The sequence below is a fragment of the Allobosea sp. CRIB-10 genome (assembly GCF_900112185.1).
Classification (GTDB): Bacteria; Pseudomonadota; Alphaproteobacteria; order Rhizobiales; family Beijerinckiaceae; genus Allobosea.
The window spans coordinates 81171-97645 of the sequence record NZ_FOKP01000020.1 but is presented as its reverse complement, the minus strand read 5'-3'; the positions used below and the strand labels follow the sequence as shown (position 1 = coordinate 97645).

Here is a 16475-nt window from a genome sequence, read left to right as displayed (position 1 = left end):
ACAGAGTGATTCGCCGGAGCGGGTGCCTTCGATCTGCCCGTCCGTACGGAGCCTTGTACACGATGGTCTCGCGCGCAGAACCGAGCCTGAGCGGCCGCTGGTGGTGGTCGATCGACCGCGTCATCCTGACGACGCTGGTGGTGCTGATGGTCTCCGGCGTCGTGCTGCTGATGGCCGGCGGCCCGCCGGTCGCCGAGCGGCTGGGCCTGTCGACCTTCCATTTCGTCAATCGCCAGGTGGTCTATCTCCTGGTCGCGCTGGCGATCTTCCTCTCGACATCGCTGCTGGCGCCGCGCCAGGTGCGCCGCATCGCGCTGATCGTCTTCGTCCTGTCGCTCGCCGGCGTGGTCGGCACCCTCTATTTCGGCGTCGAGGTGAAGGGAGCCAAACGCTGGCTGACGCTCGGCCCGCTCGGCTCGGTCCAGCCCTCCGAATTCCTCAAGCCCGCCTTCGTCGTGCTCGCCGCCTGGGCCTTCGCCGAAGGCCATCGCCGGCCCGATCTGCCGGGCACGATCCTCGCCTTCCTGCTGCTGCCGATCACCATCGTGCCGCTCGTGCTCCAGCCCGATTTCGGCCAGACCATCCTGGTCACGCTTGTCTGGGCCGGGCTGTTCTTCGTCGCCGGCCTGCACTGGTTCTGGGTCCTGGGGCTCGGCGGCATCGGCGCCGTCGGCCTCTTCATCGCCTATGAGCTCGTGCCGCATGTGCGCGCCCGCATCGAGCGCTTCATGGACAAGGGCTCGGGCGACACCTTCCAGGTCGACACGGCGCTGGAGAGCTTCGCCCAGGGCGGCTGGTTCGGGAAGGGCCCGGGCGAGGGCACGGTCAAGCGCATCCTGCCCGACGCCCATACCGACTTCATCTTCGCGGTGACGGCCGAAGAGTTCGGCATCGTCGTCTGCATGGTGCTGGTGCTGCTCTTCGCGCTCATCGTGCTCAGGGCGCTGTTCGTGGCGCAGCGGGCCGAGGATCCGTTCGTGCGCCTCGGCGTCACCGGCCTTGCTCTGCTGTTCGGCATCCAGGCCGCGATCAACATGATGGTGAACCTGCACATGATGCCGGCCAAGGGCATGACCCTGCCGTTCATCTCCTATGGCGGCTCCTCGCTGATCTCGCTGGCGCTCGGCACCGGCTTCCTCCTGGCGCTGACGCGCAAACGGCCGCGAGCCGAGAGCTTCGGCAAGCCGGAGCGCCGCTCGTGAGCGCAGGAGCGCAGGCGCCGCTCGTCGTGCTCGCCGCCGGCGGCACGGGCGGGCACCTCTTTCCGGCCGAGGCGCTGAGCCACGCCTTGCACCGCGCCGGCGCCAGGGTCGCGCTGATCACCGACACCCGCGCTGCCGAATACGCCGGCAACTTCCCGGCGGAATCGATCCATGCCGTGCCGGCGGCGACGCCCTCGGGCAAGTCGCCGGTGGCGATGGCGAAGGCGGCCTTCGTGCTGTTGCGCGGCGGTCTGGCGGCGCGGCAGGCGATCAAGCAACTCAGGCCTGCCATCGTCGTCGGCTTCGGTGGCTATCCGACAGTGCCGCCAGTCTTCGCCGCGGCGCTGATGGGCGTACCGACGCTTCTGCACGAGCAGAACGCCGTGATCGGCCGGGCCAATCGCTTCCTCGCCAGCCGGGTCAAGGCGATCGCCACCGGCTTTAGCGAGGTCGGCGGGCTGACGCCGGAACAGGCGGCCAAGTGCACGCAGGTCGGCAATCCCGTGCGGCCGGCGGTGATCGAGGCGACCGCGCCCTATGCCGAGCCCGAAGGGTGGCTGAACCTGCTCGTCTTCGGCGGCAGCCAGGGTGCGCGGGTAATGGCCGACATCGTGCCGCCGGCCATCCAGCTGCTTTCGGCCGAGGAGCGCAGCCGTCTCTCGATCGTCCAGCAGGCGCGGTCCGAGGATGATGAACGCGTCAGGAAGATCTATTCCTCGCTCGGCATCAAGTTCGAGCTCGCGCCCTTCTTCAAGGATCTGCCGGCGCGCATGGCAGCGTCGCATCTGGTGGTGGCGCGCTCGGGCGCCTCGACCATCGCCGAGCTCACGGTGATCGGCCGGCCCTCGCTGCTGGTGCCGCTGCCGGGCTCGCTCGACCAGGACCAGGCCGCCAATGCCGGCGTGCTCGCCGGGGCCGGCGGGGCGATGATGATCCTGCAGAATGATTTCTCGCCCAGGCGGCTCGCCGCCGAGCTTTCCACGCTGCTGGCCGAACCTCACCGCTTGACGGCGATGGCTCAGGCGGCCAAGAGCGCGGGCATACCGGATGCGGCCGACCGCCTGGCGCGGCTCGTGCTGCAGACCGCCCAAGGCTGAACCTTTCAGGACGTATCCATCATGAAGCTGCCGCCGAAGCTCGGCTCCATCCATTTCGTCGGCATCGGCGGCATCGGCATGTCCGGCATCGCCGAAGTCCTGCACAATCTCGGCTACGAGGTGCAGGGCTCGGACGCCTCCGATGGCGCCAACGTCAAGCGCCTGGCCGAAAAGGGCATCAGGACCTTCGTCGGGCACAAGGCCGAGAATATCGGCGAGGCCGAGGTCGTCGTGGTCTCGACTGCGATCAAGCGCGACAACCCGGAGCTGATGGCGGCGCGCGAAAAGCGCCTGCCCGTGGTGCGCCGCGCCGAGATGCTGGCCGAGCTGATGCGGCTGAAGAGCTGCGTCGCCATTGCCGGCACGCATGGCAAGACGACGACGACCTCGCTCGTCGCGACCCTGCTCGAGAAGGGCGGGCTCGACCCGACCGTGATCAATGGCGGCATCATCAACGCCTACGGCACCAATGCCCGCATGGGCGAGAGCGACTGGATGGTGGTCGAGGCCGACGAATCCGACGGCACCTTCCTGAAATTGCCGGCCGACGTCGCGATCATCACCAATATCGATCCGGAGCATCTCGACCATTTCGGCACTTTCGACGCGATCAAGGCTGCGTTCCGTTCCTTCGTCGAGAACCTGCCGTTCTATGGCTTCGCGGTGATGTGCATCGACCACCCGACGGTGCAGGGCCTGGTCGGCCAGATCGAGGACCGCCGCGTCGTCACCTATGGCGAGAACCCGCAGGCCGATTTCCGTCTGATCGACATCGATCTCTCCGGCGGGCAGGCGAAGTTCACCCTCCTCATCCGCGACCGCAAGACCGGCCGCGACGAGGTGGTGCGCGACCTCGTCATGCCGATGCCTGGCCATCACAACGCGCTCAACGCCACCGCCGCCATCGCCGTCGCCTATGATCTTGGCGTGCCGGTCGAGCAGATCCGTGCCGCGCTCGCCGGCTTCGGCGGGGTGAAGCGCCGCTTCACCAAGACCGGCGAGTGGAACGGCGCGCTGATCTTCGACGATTACGGCCACCACCCGGTCGAGATCGCCGCGGTGCTCAAGGCGGCCCGAGCCTCGACCAAGGGCAAGGTGATCGCGGTTATGCAGCCGCATCGCTACAGCCGCCTGGCGAGCCTGTTCGCCGACTTCGCCGCCTGCTTCAACGACGCCGACACGGTGATCATCGCCGATGTCTACGCGGCCGGCGAACAGCCTATTGCCGGTATCGATCGCGATTCGCTGGTCGCGGCGATCAAGGCGCGTGGCCATCGCCACGCGCTGCCGCTGGAATCCTCCGACAAGCTCGCCGGCATGGTCGCCGAGCTCGCCGGGCCGGGCGACTACGTGGTCTGCCTCGGAGCGGGGAACATCACGCAATGGGCTTATGCGCTGCCTGGGGAGTTGGCTTCTCTTCCTTCTCCCCTCGGGGGAGAAGGTGGCAGCGCGAAGCGCTGACGGATGAGGGCCGGCCGTGGAGCGCAAGAACGCGACCGGTACTCTCTCTTTCGCCCGCGGCCAGCGCCGCGAGCCGACGCGCGCTGAAGCGATCTTTTGGCAGGCGGTGCGTGGCCGCCGCTTCGCTGGCCTCAAGTTCAAGCGCCAGATGGCGATCGGGCCGTTCATCGCGGATTTCTGCTGTTTCGAGGGTCGGCTGATCGTCGAGCTCGACGGCGAGCCCCATGAAACTGATGAAGCGCGCGAGCGGGATCGGCGCCGCGATGCCTTTCTGCGGAGCGAGGGCTATCAGGTCTTGCGCTTTCCCAACGAGCGGGTTCTAGGAAACCTCGAATTCGTCCTGCGCGAGATCGCCGAACATGTCGGCCTCGCCGGGCGGCCCTCATCCGACCCGGCTTCGCCGGGCCACCTTCTCCCCCGAGGGGAGAAGGAGACGCGCGGGTAAGCTCATGCCTTTCCAAGACATCACCTCCGACATCCGCGCCGCCGCTCCAGATCTCCGCGGGCGCTTACTCGCCAATCAGGAGATGGCGGGGCTGACCTGGTTCCGCGTCGGCGGGCCGGCGCAAATTCTGTTCACCCCGGCTGACGAGGCCGATCTTTCCTATCTGCTCGGCAAGCTGCCAGCCGAGATTCCGGTCACCGTGGTCGGGCTCGGCTCGAACCTGATCGTGCGCGATGGCGGCATTCCCGGCGTCGTCATCCGTCTCGCCGGCAAGGCTTTCGGCGAGATCGCCCTTGAAGAGGGCGACCGGCTGCGGGCTGGTACCGCCGTTCCAGACGTGAAGGTGGCGCGGGCTGCCGCCGATGCCTCGCTCGACGGACTCGCCTTCTATCGCGGCATCCCCGGCTGCATCGGCGGGGCGCTGCGCATGAATGCCGGCGCACATGGTGGCGAGACCACCGACGTTCTGGTCGAGGCCCGCGGCGTCACCCGCAAGGGCGAGATCGTGACATTCTCGCATGCCGATATGGGGTTCAGCTACCGCAACTCGACTGCGCCCAGCGACATGATCTTCACCTCGGCGCTGTTCCAGGGCCGGCCGGGCGACCAGGCCGCGATCCTCGCCGAGATGGAGCGGGTGACCTCGGCGCGCGAGGCGGCGCAGCCGATCAAGGAGCGCACCGGCGGCTCGACTTTCAAGAACCCGGACGGCGGCAAGGCCTGGCAATTGATCGATGCCGCCGGCTGCCGCGGCCTGCGCGTCGGCGGCGCGCAGGTCTCCGAGATGCACTGCAACTTCCTGATCAACACCGGCGGCGCGACCGCCGCCGACATCGAGGGGCTTGGCGAGGAGGTCCGCCGCCGGGTCAAGGACAACTCAGGCTATGAGCTGCACTGGGAGATCAAGCGCTTTGGTGTTGCGGCCTGACCGGCGCCGGCGCGCCGCCAGCCTTGCGCCGTGACAGCATGATGCCGGCGACGGTCGAGCCGAAGATGATGGCGATGCCGAGCCATTGCTGGGTGTTGAACCATTCATTGAGCAGGGCGGCGCCGAGGAAGGTTGCGACCAGCGGGCTGAGCAGGCTCAGGAATGCGACGCCCGTGCCGATCGTGGCGATGCCGCGCACCCAGAGCCAATAGGCGAAGGCGGTGCCGATCACCACGAGATAGCTCAGTCCGACGAGGTTACGGACGGTCGGCATGGGCGGCAGGCCCTCGACCGCGAGCGCGACCGGCAGGAGCAGCAAGCCGCCGAGGGTGAGCTGCCAGGCGGCGAGCGCCAGCGGCGTTCCGACCTTGCCCCAGCGCTCGATCAGCACGGTGCCGGTCGCCATCGAGGCGGCGCCGACGAGCGCTGCGGCAACGCCGATCGCGTCGAGCTTCACCGTATCGTCGATCACCAGGAGGCCGACGCCGACCGTGCCGGCGAGGGCGGCGAGCACCTGGCCGAGACCCGGCCGGCGCAGCAGCAGCGGCCAGGCGAGGAAGGCGACGATCAGCGGCTGCATCGAGCCCAGAGTGGCAGCGAGGCCGCCCGGCAAGCGCGAGGCGCTGAGGAAGAGCATGCCGAAGAACAGGCCGATATTGGCGAAGCCGATGATGGCGAGCGGCAGCAGCTTGTCGCGCGGCGGCAGGCCGGGGCCGAGCAGCATCAGGAGGATGCCGGCTGGCAGCGCGCGCAGCGCCCCGACCAGCAGTGGATGCTCGACTGGGAGCGTCTGGGTGAAGACGACATAGGTCGTGCCCCAGAGGATGGGCGCCAGGATCGTCGCGAGCAGGATGCGGGTCTTGGAATCGGCCATGGCCGTGTCCTTTCGAGAGAGGCGGGGCCGGCGCTCAGGCCGGGAAGGAGCCGGGGAAGGCGGTTTCCACCAGCGGACGCCGCGGGCTCGGCCATTCGCGCTCGCGCAGCTGCGGCGGCAGTGTCTCGGGATCGGCTCGGCGACCGAGTGCGACGGCGATCTCGATGCGGAACCGGGGTGGCACCGCGAGCGCCTCGCGGGCGGCCTCGAACTCGATGCCGGCCATCGCATGGGCGTGGTAGCCGAGCCGCACCGCCTGCAGGGCGATGTGCGACCAGGCCGCGCCGGTGTCGAAGCTGTGGATCGGCGAGGCCTGCGGCTGCTGGGCGGCGTCGTCCGATCCTGTATCCGACAGCAGGAAGACGAGCGCCGAGGCCGATCCGGCCCAGCTCTGGTTGAAGCTGTCGAGCAGCGAGACGAAGCGCGGCCAGTGCGCATCGTCGCGCCGGGCGTACAGGAAGCGCCAAGGCTGCACGTTGTAGGCTGACGGAGCCCAGCGGGCGGCTTCCAGGATGGTCAGCAGCGCCTCCGAAGGCATCGGCTCCGGATGGAAAGCGCGGGGCGACCAGCGCTCGATGAAGATCGGGTCGATGGGGAATGCAGCGGTTCTGTCCGTCATCGTCTTGCTCGTGCCCGGTTTGCAGCGGCGTCGGCCGGCTGCTATGGTTTGTTTGGTGTCTGATAATTTGATGTCGAATTATTTGATGAAGGGTAATTAGGCGTGGGATTTCCATGAGTCAAGCTGGAGAAGGGCAGGGCGGGCCGCTCGATTCGATTCTCACGCAATGGCGTCGGGCGCGGCCGGATATCGACCCCAGCCCGATGGCGGTCTGCGGCGCGATCTGGCGGGCGGCCGAGCGAGTGCGCCTCGGTGTGGGACGCAATCTCGTCGGCGAGGATCTCGACTTCGCCGGCTTCGACGTGCTGATGACCCTGCGTCGCCAGGGCGAGCGCGGCGGCTCGCTGACACCGTCAGAGCTCGCCAAGGACATGATGCTCTCGACCTCGGCGATGACGAATCGGCTCGACCGGCTGGAGAAGCGCGGGCTGATCGCACGGCAGGCCGACCCCGCGGATCGGCGCAGCCTGCGCATCGTGCTCACGCCCGAGGGCTTCGCGCTGATCGAGCGGCTGGTGGTCTCGCATGTGGCGACGGAAGCGGCGCTGATTTCGGCGCTCAGCCCGGCTGAGCATGAGCAGCTCAAGGCGCTTCTGGCCAAGGTCGCGGCCGGCGAAGGGGAGTGAGTCCGGCGTGCAACAGCCGGCTCGTCATTAACCGGCAGGGCGCATCGTTAACGCGCCGTTAACCATCTCGGATCAGGTTCGGACCCAGGAGTTCGGTGTCAGGAACCTTGATGAGCAAGCATGTCGCAGTGCTGATGGGCGGGTGGTCCGTCGAGCGTGAGGTCAGCCTCAGCAGCGGCGCGGCCTGTGCTCGGGCGCTGGAAGGCGTCGGCTATCGCGTCACGCGCGTCGAGGTCGGCCGCGACGTCGCGCAGGTGCTGGGGACGCTGAAGCCCGACGTCGCCTTCAATGCCCTGCACGGCCGATTCGGCGAGGACGGCACGATCCAAGGCGTGCTCGAGATCCTCGGCGTCCCCTATACCCATTCCGGCGTGCTCGCCTCCTCGCTCGCCATCCGCAAGGACAAGGCCAAGATGGTCGTCGCGGCTGCCGGCGTGCCGGTGGCGAAGGGCGTCACCGTCTCGCGCTTCGAGGCGGCCAAGCGCCACGTCCTGCCGCCGCCCTATGTGATCAAGCCGATCGACGAAGGCTCCTCCGTCGGGGTGGTGATCGTTAAGAAAGGCCGCGAGCATCCGCCCCAGGAGATCGCCCGGCCGGACTGGCCCTGCGGCGAGACCATGCTGGCCGAAACCTTCATCGCCGGGCGCGAGCTGACCTGCGCGGTGATGGACGGCAAGTCCTTGGGGGTAACGGAGATTCGGGCGGCGACGGGCGAGTTCTACGACTACGACGCCAAATATGCCAAAGGCGGTTCAATCCACATCTGCCCGGCGCAAATTTTACCGAATCTTTACCGCCAAATCGAAGAGTGTGCGTTAACGGCGCATCAAGCAATCGGGTGCCGCGGCGTCAGCCGTTCAGACTTCCGCTACGACGACGAGAGCGACACGCTCGTCTGGCTGGAGGTCAACACGCAGCCCGGCATGACTGAAACCAGCCTTGTGCCTGAATTAGCCGCCCATGCGGGCATGAACTTCGGTGAGCTCGTCAAATGGATCGTCGAGGACGCCTCCTTGAATCGGTGAAGGTGGAACCGGTGTTCACCGGGTCCAACCTGCCGATGCGCGTGACGGGGCCGCAGCTCCTCGTCGGCGAGCGCTCGCGCCGCTGGTTCCGCGGCTCGCGCCGCAGCGCCGTCGCGGTACCGCTGGCCGAGCGGCTGCCGGGCGGGCTCGGCTCCTTCCTGGCGATCGGCTTCCTGGTGCTCGTGGGCACGACCGGCGCCGTCCTCGGCGGCCACTACGAGAATTTCCGCGAGACCTATGGCGAGCCCAGGCACGCGCTCGCCCGAGCCGTCGGGCTCGGCATCGATCGCATCACCATCTCGGGCCTCAGCGGTCTCTCCGAGATCGAGGTCCTGGTCGCCGCCGGCATCGATCCCAAGATCTCGCTCGCCTTCTTCGATGCCGACGAGGCGCGCAAGCGGCTCGAAGCGACGCCGATGATCCGCGAGGCCTCGGTCCGCAAGCTCTATCCGGGCGAGATCACGATCAATCTCACCGAGCGCGAGCCCTATGCGCTCTGGCAGGTCAAGGGCGAGCTCTTCCTGATCGCCCAGGACGGCACGGTGATCGACAAGATGGACGATGGCCGCTTCGCCTATCTGCCGCTGGTCGTCGGGCCCGACGCCAATCTCAAGGCAAAGGACTATCTCGCGCTGCTTGGCGAGGCCGGTTCCTTCGCCTCGCGCATCCGCGCCGGCAGCCTCGTCGCCGGCCGGCGCTGGAACCTCAAGCTCGACACCGGTGCCGATATCAGGCTGCCGGAGCAGGGTGCGGGCGCTGCGCTGAAGCGCCTGGCCAGCCTCGAACAGGACTTCCGAATCAGCGAGAAGGATCTGATCGCCATCGACATGCGCCAGCCGGACCGCGTCACCATGCGCCTGACCGAAGAGGCCGCGGCCACGCGCGCCGAGCAGCTCAAGAGCAAGACCAAGAAGAAGGGCGGCGAGGCATGAGCTTGACCTCGCAAGGCCTGACCCCGCGGATGCGTCCGCTCTCGTCGCGCAAGAGCGCGACCTTGTCGATTCTGGACATCGGCACGAGCAAGGTCGTCTGCCTGATCGCCGAGCTGAACCCGGCCGAGGCGAATGAGCGGCTGCGCGGGCGCACCCATGTCGCACGCATCATCGGCATCGGCCATCAGCGCTCTCTCGGCCTGAAGGGTGGCGCGATCATCGATCTGGAAAGCGCCGAACGCGCCATCCGCGCCGCGGTCGACGCGGCCGAACGCATGGCCAAGGTCGAGGTCCAGTCGGTGATCGTCAACCTGACCGGCGGCAGGCTGAACTCGCAGCACTACCAGGCCAGCGTCGATCTGCGCGGCGGCTCGGTCGGGGATTCCGACGTGAAGCGGGTGCTTGCGGCTGCTGCGACCCATGCGATCCGGCCGGGCAAGGCGGTGCTGCATGCGCTGCCGACCGGCTACGCGCTCGACGGCTCGCCTGGCGTGCTCGATCCGCGCGGCCTGATCGGCGGCTCGCTCTCGGTCGACATGCATGTCGTCGCGGCGGAAGCGGCGGCGGCGCGCAACGTCATGCTCGCGGTCGAGCGCTGCCATCTCGAGGTCGAGGCGGTGGTCGCGAGCCCCTATGCGGCGGGCCTCTCCGTCCTGGTCGACGACGAGGCCGAGATGGGCGTCGTCGTGGTCGACATGGGCGGCGGCACCACCTCGCTCGGCGTCTTCTCCGGCGGGCACCTGACCCACGCCGACGCGATCGCGGTCGGCGGCAACCACATCACCATGGACGTGGCGCGCGGGCTCTCGACCCGCGTCTCCGCCGCCGAGCGGCTGAAGACGCTGCACGGCTCGGCGATCGCCAGCCCCTCCGACGAGCGCGACATGATCGCGGTGCCGCAGGTCGACGACGACGAGCGCGACATGCCGAACCATCTGTCGAAGTCGCATCTGGTCCGGATCATCAAGCCGCGCGTCGAGGAGATCCTCGAACTGGTGCGCGACCGGCTGAAGGCGGCCGGTTTCCAGGCCGAGGCCGGGCGGCGCGTCGTCCTGACCGGCGGCGCCTGCCAGCTCACCGGCATGCCGGAAGTGGCGCGGCGCGTGCTCGGCGGCCAGGTCCGCACCGGCCGTCCGCTCGGGATCAAGGGTTTGCCGGAAGCGGGCAAGGGCCCGTCCTTCGCGGCGGCGGTGGGCCTGCTGGTCTATCCGCAGGTCGCGCATGTCGAGCATTTCGAGCCGCGGGCGGGGGCGTCCTTCTTCGCCCATGCGCACGACGGCTACTTCTCCCGCGTCGGCCGCTGGCTGCGCGAGAGCTTCTGAGTGTTGCGGGCCGCGGCGCCGAAAGGCCGCTGCGGGCCGGGGTGAGTACGAGCAGAGCGGGGCTTAAGGCCCCTGGCGTGGAAGACGGGACGGCCCGCCAGGAGCCGGACAAGACAGTGAAAGAGGCAATCATGGCGATGAACCTGCAAGCCCCGGACATCCGGGAACTGAAGCCCCGGATCACCGTGTTCGGTGTCGGCGGCGCCGGCGGCAATGCCGTGAACAACATGATTGAGGCCGGTCTCGACGGGGTCGACTTCGTCTGCGCCAACACCGACGCGCAAGCGCTCGCTCTCGCCCGCGCCCCGCGCATCATCCAGATGGGTCTCCAGGTGACCGAGGGGCTCGGCGCCGGCTCGCAGCCGGAAGTCGGCCGCGCGGCGGCCGAAGAGGTGATCGACGAGATCCGTGATCATCTCGCCGGCGCCCACATGGTCTTCATCACCGCCGGCATGGGCGGCGGTACCGGCACCGGCGCTGCCCCCGCGATCGCCCGCGTCGCCCGCGACATGGGCATCCTCACCGTCGGCGTCGTCACCAAGCCGTTCCAGTTCGAGGGCCAGCGCCGCATGCGCATGGCGGAAGCCGGCATCGGCGAGCTCAACGAAGCCGTCGACACGCTGATCGTCATCCCGAACCAGAACCTGTTCCGTGTCGCCAACGAGAACACCGGCTTCGCCGACGCCTTCGGCATGGCCGACCAGGTGCTCTATTCCGGCGTCGCCTGCATCACCGACCTGATGGTCCGCCCCGGCCTTATCAACCTCGACTTCGCCGACGTGCGCGCCGTGATGCGCGGCATGGGCAAGGCGATGATGGGCACCGGCGAGGCCCAGGGCGAGAAGCGGGCGCTCTCGGCCGCCCAGGCCGCGATCAACAATCCGCTGCTCGACGACGTCTCGATGAAGGGCGCGCGCGGCCTGCTGATCTCGATCACCGGCGGGCGCGACATGAAGCTCTACGAGGTCGACGAGGCCGCTACCCGCATCCGCGAGGAGGTCGACTCCGAGGCCAACATCATCGTCGGCGCCACCTTCGACGAGGCGCTGGAAGGCACGATGCGTGTCTCGGTCGTCGCCACCGGCATCGACAAGCCGATCAGCGCCCAGAACGAGGTCGACCCGACCGAGGCCCGTATCGCCGAGGTCGCCGAGCGGCTGAAGGCGGAGGCGCGGCTGCGCTCGGCCGTCCCGAACGTCCGCACTTCCGCTGCTCCTGCGCCTGCGCCGATGCCGGCTCCCGTGGCCGAATATGTGGCTCCCGAGCCGGTTCGCGCTCCCGCGCCGGCTCCGGCCCCGAGCTTCGCCGCCGATGTCCGCATCGAGCCGGCCCAGCCGCGCCCGGCCATGGTCGCCCCGCCGGTCGTCGAGGCGCCGATGCCCGAGACCTCGCAGCCGCATCACGAGGACAGCTTCATCCCGCCGATGCCCGAGCGCGCCGTGATCCGTCCGACCCGCATGCCGCGCGTCGAGGACCTGCCGCTGCCGGCCCAGCACCAGATCGCGCAGAGCCGCGGCGCGGTGCCTGCCCCGGCACCGGCTTCTGTCGAGCAGAAGCGGATGTCGCTGATGCAGCGCCTCGCCTCGGTCGGCTTCGGCCGCAAGGAGGACGAGCACGAGGTGCCGATGGCGCCGCCGGCTCCGGCCCCGCGTCAGGCTCCGCCGGCCCCGGCCGCCGGCCCCAGCGCTGCCCATGCCGAGTTCATGCGCCGCCCGCCGGCGCCGGTGACCCGGCCGGCTCAGGGCCAGCTCGACCAGCTCGGCCGCACCGCGCCGGCGCGCACCTCGGAAGAAGACCAGCTCGAGATCCCGGCCTTCCTTCGCCGGCAGTCGAACTGAGCTTTCCGGCTCGGCTCGACCGCTTTAAACAAAAGGCCCGGCGGATCGCTCCGCCGGGCCTTTTTTTACGTCTGAAAAACCATATACATCAAGCAGATGGTTAAGATTTTCTGGCTCTATAACCTCTGTTACAGAGCGAAAGAAAGCGTGATTTTGAAGCCAATGCGCCTGCGCGTATCTTGCAGCGCATCACCGAGTAAGGGGATTCGGGATTAATCCCGAGTTCGCTACAAATCAGGGAACCGCGTCGATCGTCGAACAGGTTGCGCCGCAAGGCGCCGACCCGAGGATCGTCGCGCTCGAGACGGATACTGAGTATGATGGCTGAACGGCAGACGACCCTTCGCTCGCCCGTGACCCTGCAAGGCATCGGCGTTCATTCCGGGGCTCCCGCCTGCCTGACCCTGCGGCCGTCCACTGCGAATTCCGGCGTCGTCTTCCTGCGCAAGGGCCTCGAAGGCGGCCATGAGCAGCTGATCCACGCGCGTCACAACAAGGTCAGCGCCACCGAGCTGTGCACGGTGATCGGCGACCAGGCCTCCGGTTCGGTCGCCACGATCGAGCATCTGATGTCGGCCTGCGCCGGCCTCGGCCTCGACAATGTGCTGATCGAGATCGATGGTCCGGAAATGCCGATCATGGACGGCAGCGCCGCCGAGTTCGTCGCCGCGATCGAATCGACCGGTCTGGTCGCGCTCGGCGCGACCCGCCGCTACCTCAAGGTCCTGCGTCCGGTGCGGATCGAGCATGGCCGCGCCTTCGCCGAGCTGGCGCCGTCGGAGAGCGGTTTCCGTCTCGATGTCGAGATCGACTTCGACACCAAGGCGATCGGCCGCCAGCGCAAGATCTTCGACCTCGATCCCGAGGCTTATGCCCGCGAGATTTCCCGCGCCCGCACCTTCGGCTTCATGCGCGACGTCGAGCAGCTCTGGAAGGCGGGCTTTGCGCTCGGCGCCTCGCTCGACAACACCGTCGCGATCGGCGACGACAAGGTGATCAACCCCGAAGGCCTGCGCTACGCCGACGAGTTCGTGCGGCACAAGGTCCTCGACGCGGTAGGCGATCTCGCGCTGGCCGGTTATCCGATTCTCGGCGAGTTCCGCTCCTATTGCGGCGGTCATCGCATGAACGTTCGCATCCTAGAGGCCCTGTTCGCCGACCGCGCGAACTACGCGATCGTCGAGGCTCAGCCGGTCTACGCCCACCACGCAGTGCAGATGGCGGCCGGTCCGGTGCCTGCCGCTCTCGCGCCCGATCTGCACTGAGACGCTCTAAGCAGGGTATTACGCGACGCCACGCCTTGCATTCGCCCGCTTCCTGTTGGAAACGGCGATTGCACTGCATGAAGCGCCCGTCACGCTTGGCGAAAAGGCTGCTTCTGGGATAAAGCCATTTCGCGCGCTCTTTCGAAGGGCGTCACAAGGACGGATGAAGTGAGCGTCATGCGGCTGAAGACATTCAACTCCGGCGAATCGACCAGCGGCGGCAAGCGCCTCGCGCTGGCCTTCGCCCTCGCGGCGGCGCTCGGCGGCTGCGACACGATGAGCGCGCTCAACCCGTTCGACCGGCCCGAGACCTACAAGCCCGAGGTGCTGCCCGAGGTTCCGGCCGACAAGCTCTACAATGAGGGCCTCGCCCGTCTGCAGAACGGCGACACCGAGGGCGCGAACAAGAAGTTCGAGGAAATCGACAAGCAGGCGCCGTTCTCGCCCTATTCGAAGCGCGGCCTGATCATGGCCGCCTACGCCAATTACGAGGCGGCCAAATACGACGACGCGATCACCGCCTCGAAGCGCTTCCTGGCGCAGAACCCGGCGAGCCCGGATGCGGCCTACGCGCAGTACATCCTGGCGATGTCCTATTACAACCAGATCCCGGACGCGACGCGCGACCAGGAGCGCACCGACCAGGCGCTGCGCGCGATGCAGGAGCTGCTCGACCGCTATCCGAAGTCGGAATACGTCATCGACGTGCGCGAGAAGATGCTGGTCGCGCGCGACCAGCTCGCCGGCAAGGAGATGAATGTCGGCCGCTTCTATCTCGAGAAGCGCAATTACACCGGCGCCGTCGGTCGTTTCCGTGACGTCATCACCAAGTATCAGACCACGCGCCATGTCGAGGAGGCGCTGATGCGCCTGACCGAGGCCTATATGGCGCTCGGCATCACCAACGAGGCGCAGACCGCCGCCGCGGTGCTCGGCCACAACTTCCCTGACAGCCCCTGGTACAAGGACGCCTATACGCTCCTGGAGAGCGGCGGCCTGCAGCCACGCGAGGATCGCGGCTCCTATATCAGCCGCGCCTTCAACGGCTTCACGCGCGCCGTCGTCGGGTTGACCGGTCTCGGCCGTCTCTAAGTCGGTCTGCTGGTGCCCCGGCGAGGTCATCTCCTGCCGGCACAAGGGAACTGAGTTGCATGCTCGCTCAGCTCTCGATCCGCGACATCGTTCTGATCGACCGGCTCGACCTGGGTTTCGAGGACGGTCTCAGCGTGCTGACCGGCGAGACCGGCGCCGGCAAGTCGATCCTGCTCGATGGTTTTGCGCTGGCGCTGGGCTCCCGCGGCGATGGCGGATTGGTGCGCCATGGCGAGACGCAAGGGCAGGTCAGCGCCGTTTTCGATCTGCCGATGTCGCATCCGGCGCGGGCGCTTGCCCAGGCGCAGGAGATCGACACCGACGGCGACCTGATCCTGCGCCGCGTGCAATATGCCGACGGGCGCACACGCGCCTTCGTCAACGACCAGCCGGTCAGCGTCCAGATCCTGCGCATGATCGGCGCGGCGCTCGTCGAAATCCACGGCCAGCATGACGACCGCGCGCTGACCGACCCGGCCCAGCATCGCACCATCCTCGACGGATTCGGCGAATTGACCGAGCAGGCGGTCGAGGTCGCCCGCGCCAGCGAGACGCTGAAGAAGGCGCGACAGGCCCTGCAGAGCCAGCGCATCCGGGTCGAGACCGCGCGCAAGGAGGCCGATTTCCTGCGCCATGCCGTGGCCGAGCTCGGCAAGCTCGCGCCCGAGCCCGGTGAGGAAGAGGCGCTCGCCGCCAAGCGCCAGGGCATGATGTCGGCCGAGAAGGTGGCGCGCGACATCATCGAGGCGTTCGAGGCGGTCGGCGGCAACGCGTCGCCGGTCGCTGCTTTGTCCGGCGTGCTGCGCCGGCTGGAGCGACGCGCGAGCCAGGCACCGGAGCTGGTCGATCCGTCGATCGCCGCGCTGACCACGGCGGTGGTCGCGCTGGAGGAGGCCGGCGAAACCCTGCAGGCGGCGGTGCGGGCTGCCGAATTCGATCCGCGCCTGCTGGAGCGCGTCGAGGAGCGGCTGTTCGCGCTGCGCGCCGCGGCGCGCAAGTTCGACGTGCCTGTCGATGCGCTGCCGGCACTCGCCGAGACCATGGCGGCCGATCTCGCTGCGCTCGATGAGAGCGAAGGCTCGCTGAAGCGGCTGGAAGCCGAGCTCGCCGAGGCCGAGGCGGCCTATGTCACGCTGGCGACGGCGCTCTCGGCCGGGCGCATCCGCGCCGCTTCGGCGCTCGACGCCGCGGTGAAGGCGGAGCTGCCGCCGCTCAAGCTGGAGCGGGCGCGGTTCATCACGCAAATCGACAGCGATCCCGATGCGCGCGGGCCGGAGGGGCTCGACCGCGTCGAGTTCTGGGTCGAGACCAATCCGGGCACACGGCCCGGGCCGATGATGAAGGTCGCCTCGGGCGGCGAGCTCTCACGCTTCATGCTGGCGTTGAAGGTGGTGCTGGCCGAGCGCGGCTCGGCCCCGACCCTGGTCTTCGACGAGATCGACACCGGCGTCGGCGGCGCGGTCGCGGATGCGATCGGCGAACGGCTGGCGCGATTGGCGGCGCGGGTGCAGGTGATCTCGGTGACGCATGCGCCGCAGGTCGCGGCCAAGGCCGGCCAGCATTTCCTGATTGCCAAATCGGCCGATGGCGGGCAGGGCGCCGACGAGCGCACCGTCACCCGCGTCTCGCCCTTGCAGGACGGAACGCGTCGCGAGGAGATCGCCCGCATGCTCGCCGGCGCCTCGATCACCGAGGAGGCGCGGGCAGCGGCCGGCAAGCTGCTCGATGCGGCCGGAATACGCGGCTAGC

General features: G+C 68.3%; 15 protein-coding genes. 13 read left to right on the top strand and 2 right to left on the bottom strand.

Going from position 1 to position 16475, the window contains the following annotated elements:
• The first annotated feature begins 62 nt into the window (after positions 1–62).
• From BMZ69_RS22140 to murB, 5 genes are read left to right on the top strand one after another with little or no spacing between them, the layout of a single operon-like run.
• The gene (locus BMZ69_RS22140; protein ID WP_092160841.1) at positions 63–1202 is read left to right on the top strand and encodes an FtsW/RodA/SpoVE family cell cycle protein; all 1140 of its coding nucleotides are present in this window, start codon (positions 63–65) and stop codon (positions 1200–1202) included.
• Positions 1199–2299 (top strand): undecaprenyldiphospho-muramoylpentapeptide beta-N-acetylglucosaminyltransferase, encoded by a 1101-nt coding sequence (murG, locus tag BMZ69_RS22135; protein ID WP_092160839.1) that lies wholly within the window; start codon positions 1199–1201, stop codon positions 2297–2299. The genes BMZ69_RS22140 and murG overlap by 4 nt, the downstream gene beginning before the upstream one ends.
• 21 nt (positions 2300–2320) lie before the next feature.
• Positions 2321–3760 carry a UDP-N-acetylmuramate--L-alanine ligase gene (murC, locus tag BMZ69_RS22130; protein ID WP_092160837.1) on the top strand — a complete coding sequence of 480 codons (1440 nt, stop codon included), beginning with the start codon at positions 2321–2323 and terminating at the stop codon, positions 3758–3760.
• A 16-nt stretch (positions 3761–3776) separates the two neighbouring features.
• Positions 3777–4205, top strand: coding sequence for an endonuclease domain-containing protein (locus BMZ69_RS22125; protein WP_092160835.1), 429 nt, complete (start codon positions 3777–3779; stop codon positions 4203–4205).
• Positions 4206–4209: 4 nt separating this feature from the next.
• The gene (murB, locus tag BMZ69_RS22120; RefSeq protein ID WP_092160833.1) at positions 4210–5133 is read left to right on the top strand and encodes a UDP-N-acetylmuramate dehydrogenase; all 924 of its coding nucleotides are present in this window, start codon (positions 4210–4212) and stop codon (positions 5131–5133) included.
• Here the strand turns inward: murB and BMZ69_RS22115 are convergent.
• Entirely contained in the window at positions 5108–6007 is a 900-nt protein-coding gene (locus BMZ69_RS22115; RefSeq protein ID WP_092160831.1) for a DMT family transporter, read from the bottom strand. The genes murB and BMZ69_RS22115 overlap by 26 nt on opposite strands.
• A 34-nt stretch (positions 6008–6041) precedes the next feature.
• Entirely contained in the window at positions 6042–6626 is a 585-nt protein-coding gene (locus BMZ69_RS22110) for a nitroreductase family protein (RefSeq protein WP_092160829.1), read from the bottom strand.
• Between the two features lie 113 nt (positions 6627–6739).
• Here BMZ69_RS22110 and BMZ69_RS22105 point away from each other — a divergent pair, with 113 nt between their 5' ends.
• The 8 genes from BMZ69_RS22105 to recN all read left to right on the top strand — a co-directional run bounded on the left by BMZ69_RS22105 (position 6740) and on the right by recN (position 16474).
• Positions 6740–7252 carry a MarR family winged helix-turn-helix transcriptional regulator gene (locus tag BMZ69_RS22105; protein ID WP_092160828.1) on the top strand — a complete coding sequence of 171 codons (513 nt, stop codon included), beginning with the start codon at positions 6740–6742 and terminating at the stop codon, positions 7250–7252.
• A gap of 110 nt (positions 7253–7362) precedes the next feature.
• Complete coding sequence (locus tag BMZ69_RS22100) at positions 7363–8277, top strand: D-alanine--D-alanine ligase (RefSeq protein WP_092160827.1); 915 nt, start codon at positions 7363–7365, stop codon at positions 8275–8277.
• Between the two features lie 11 nt (positions 8278–8288).
• Positions 8289–9209: a cell division protein FtsQ/DivIB gene (locus BMZ69_RS22095; RefSeq protein ID WP_244543474.1), complete on the top strand. Its 921-nt coding sequence runs from the start codon at positions 8289–8291 to the stop codon at positions 9207–9209.
• On the top strand, positions 9206–10531 hold the full coding sequence (ftsA, locus tag BMZ69_RS22090) for a cell division protein FtsA (protein WP_092160825.1): 1326 nt from the start codon (positions 9206–9208) through the stop codon (positions 10529–10531). Before BMZ69_RS22095 ends, ftsA begins: the two co-directional genes overlap by 4 nt.
• A 131-nt stretch (positions 10532–10662) precedes the next feature.
• Positions 10663–12369 (top strand): cell division protein FtsZ, encoded by a 1707-nt coding sequence (ftsZ, locus tag BMZ69_RS22085; RefSeq protein ID WP_092160824.1) that lies wholly within the window; start codon positions 10663–10665, stop codon positions 12367–12369.
• Between the two features lie 317 nt (positions 12370–12686).
• Complete coding sequence (lpxC, locus tag BMZ69_RS22080) at positions 12687–13634, top strand: UDP-3-O-acyl-N-acetylglucosamine deacetylase (protein ID WP_092160822.1); 948 nt, start codon at positions 12687–12689, stop codon at positions 13632–13634.
• Positions 13635–13811: 177 nt separating this feature from the next.
• Positions 13812–14726: an outer membrane protein assembly factor BamD gene (locus tag BMZ69_RS22075; RefSeq protein ID WP_092160820.1), complete on the top strand. Its 915-nt coding sequence runs from the start codon at positions 13812–13814 to the stop codon at positions 14724–14726.
• A gap of 59 nt (positions 14727–14785) precedes the next feature.
• Positions 14786–16474, top strand: coding sequence for a DNA repair protein RecN (gene recN, locus BMZ69_RS22070; RefSeq protein WP_092160815.1), 1689 nt, complete (start codon positions 14786–14788; stop codon positions 16472–16474).
• The last annotated feature ends 1 nt before the right edge of the window (position 16475 follow it).

Excerpts from the sequence above, each read along its gene's own strand:
- BMZ69_RS22100 (WP_092160827.1), top strand. The coding sequence starts at position 7,363 with ATGAGCAAGCATGTCGCAGTGCTGATGGGCGGGTGGTCCGTCGAGCGT.
- BMZ69_RS22110 (WP_092160829.1), bottom strand. The coding sequence starts at position 6,626 with ATGACGGACAGAACCGCTGCATTCCCCATCGACCCGATCTTCATCGAG.
- recN (WP_092160815.1), top strand. The coding sequence starts at position 14,786 with ATGCTCGCTCAGCTCTCGATCCGCGACATCGTTCTGATCGACCGGCTC.
- ftsA (WP_092160825.1), top strand. The coding sequence starts at position 9,206 with ATGAGCTTGACCTCGCAAGGCCTGACCCCGCGGATGCGTCCGCTCTCG.
- BMZ69_RS22105 (WP_092160828.1), top strand. The coding sequence starts at position 6,740 with ATGAGTCAAGCTGGAGAAGGGCAGGGCGGGCCGCTCGATTCGATTCTC.
- murC (WP_092160837.1), top strand. The coding sequence starts at position 2,321 with ATGAAGCTGCCGCCGAAGCTCGGCTCCATCCATTTCGTCGGCATCGGC.
- lpxC (WP_092160822.1), top strand. The coding sequence starts at position 12,687 with ATGATGGCTGAACGGCAGACGACCCTTCGCTCGCCCGTGACCCTGCAA.
- BMZ69_RS22075 (WP_092160820.1), top strand. The coding sequence starts at position 13,812 with ATGCGGCTGAAGACATTCAACTCCGGCGAATCGACCAGCGGCGGCAAG.
- ftsZ (WP_092160824.1), top strand. The coding sequence starts at position 10,663 with ATGGCGATGAACCTGCAAGCCCCGGACATCCGGGAACTGAAGCCCCGG.
- murB (WP_092160833.1), top strand. The coding sequence starts at position 4,210 with ATGCCTTTCCAAGACATCACCTCCGACATCCGCGCCGCCGCTCCAGAT.
- BMZ69_RS22140 (WP_092160841.1), top strand. The coding sequence starts at position 63 with ATGGTCTCGCGCGCAGAACCGAGCCTGAGCGGCCGCTGGTGGTGGTCG.
- BMZ69_RS22115 (WP_092160831.1), bottom strand. The coding sequence starts at position 6,007 with ATGGCCGATTCCAAGACCCGCATCCTGCTCGCGACGATCCTGGCGCCC.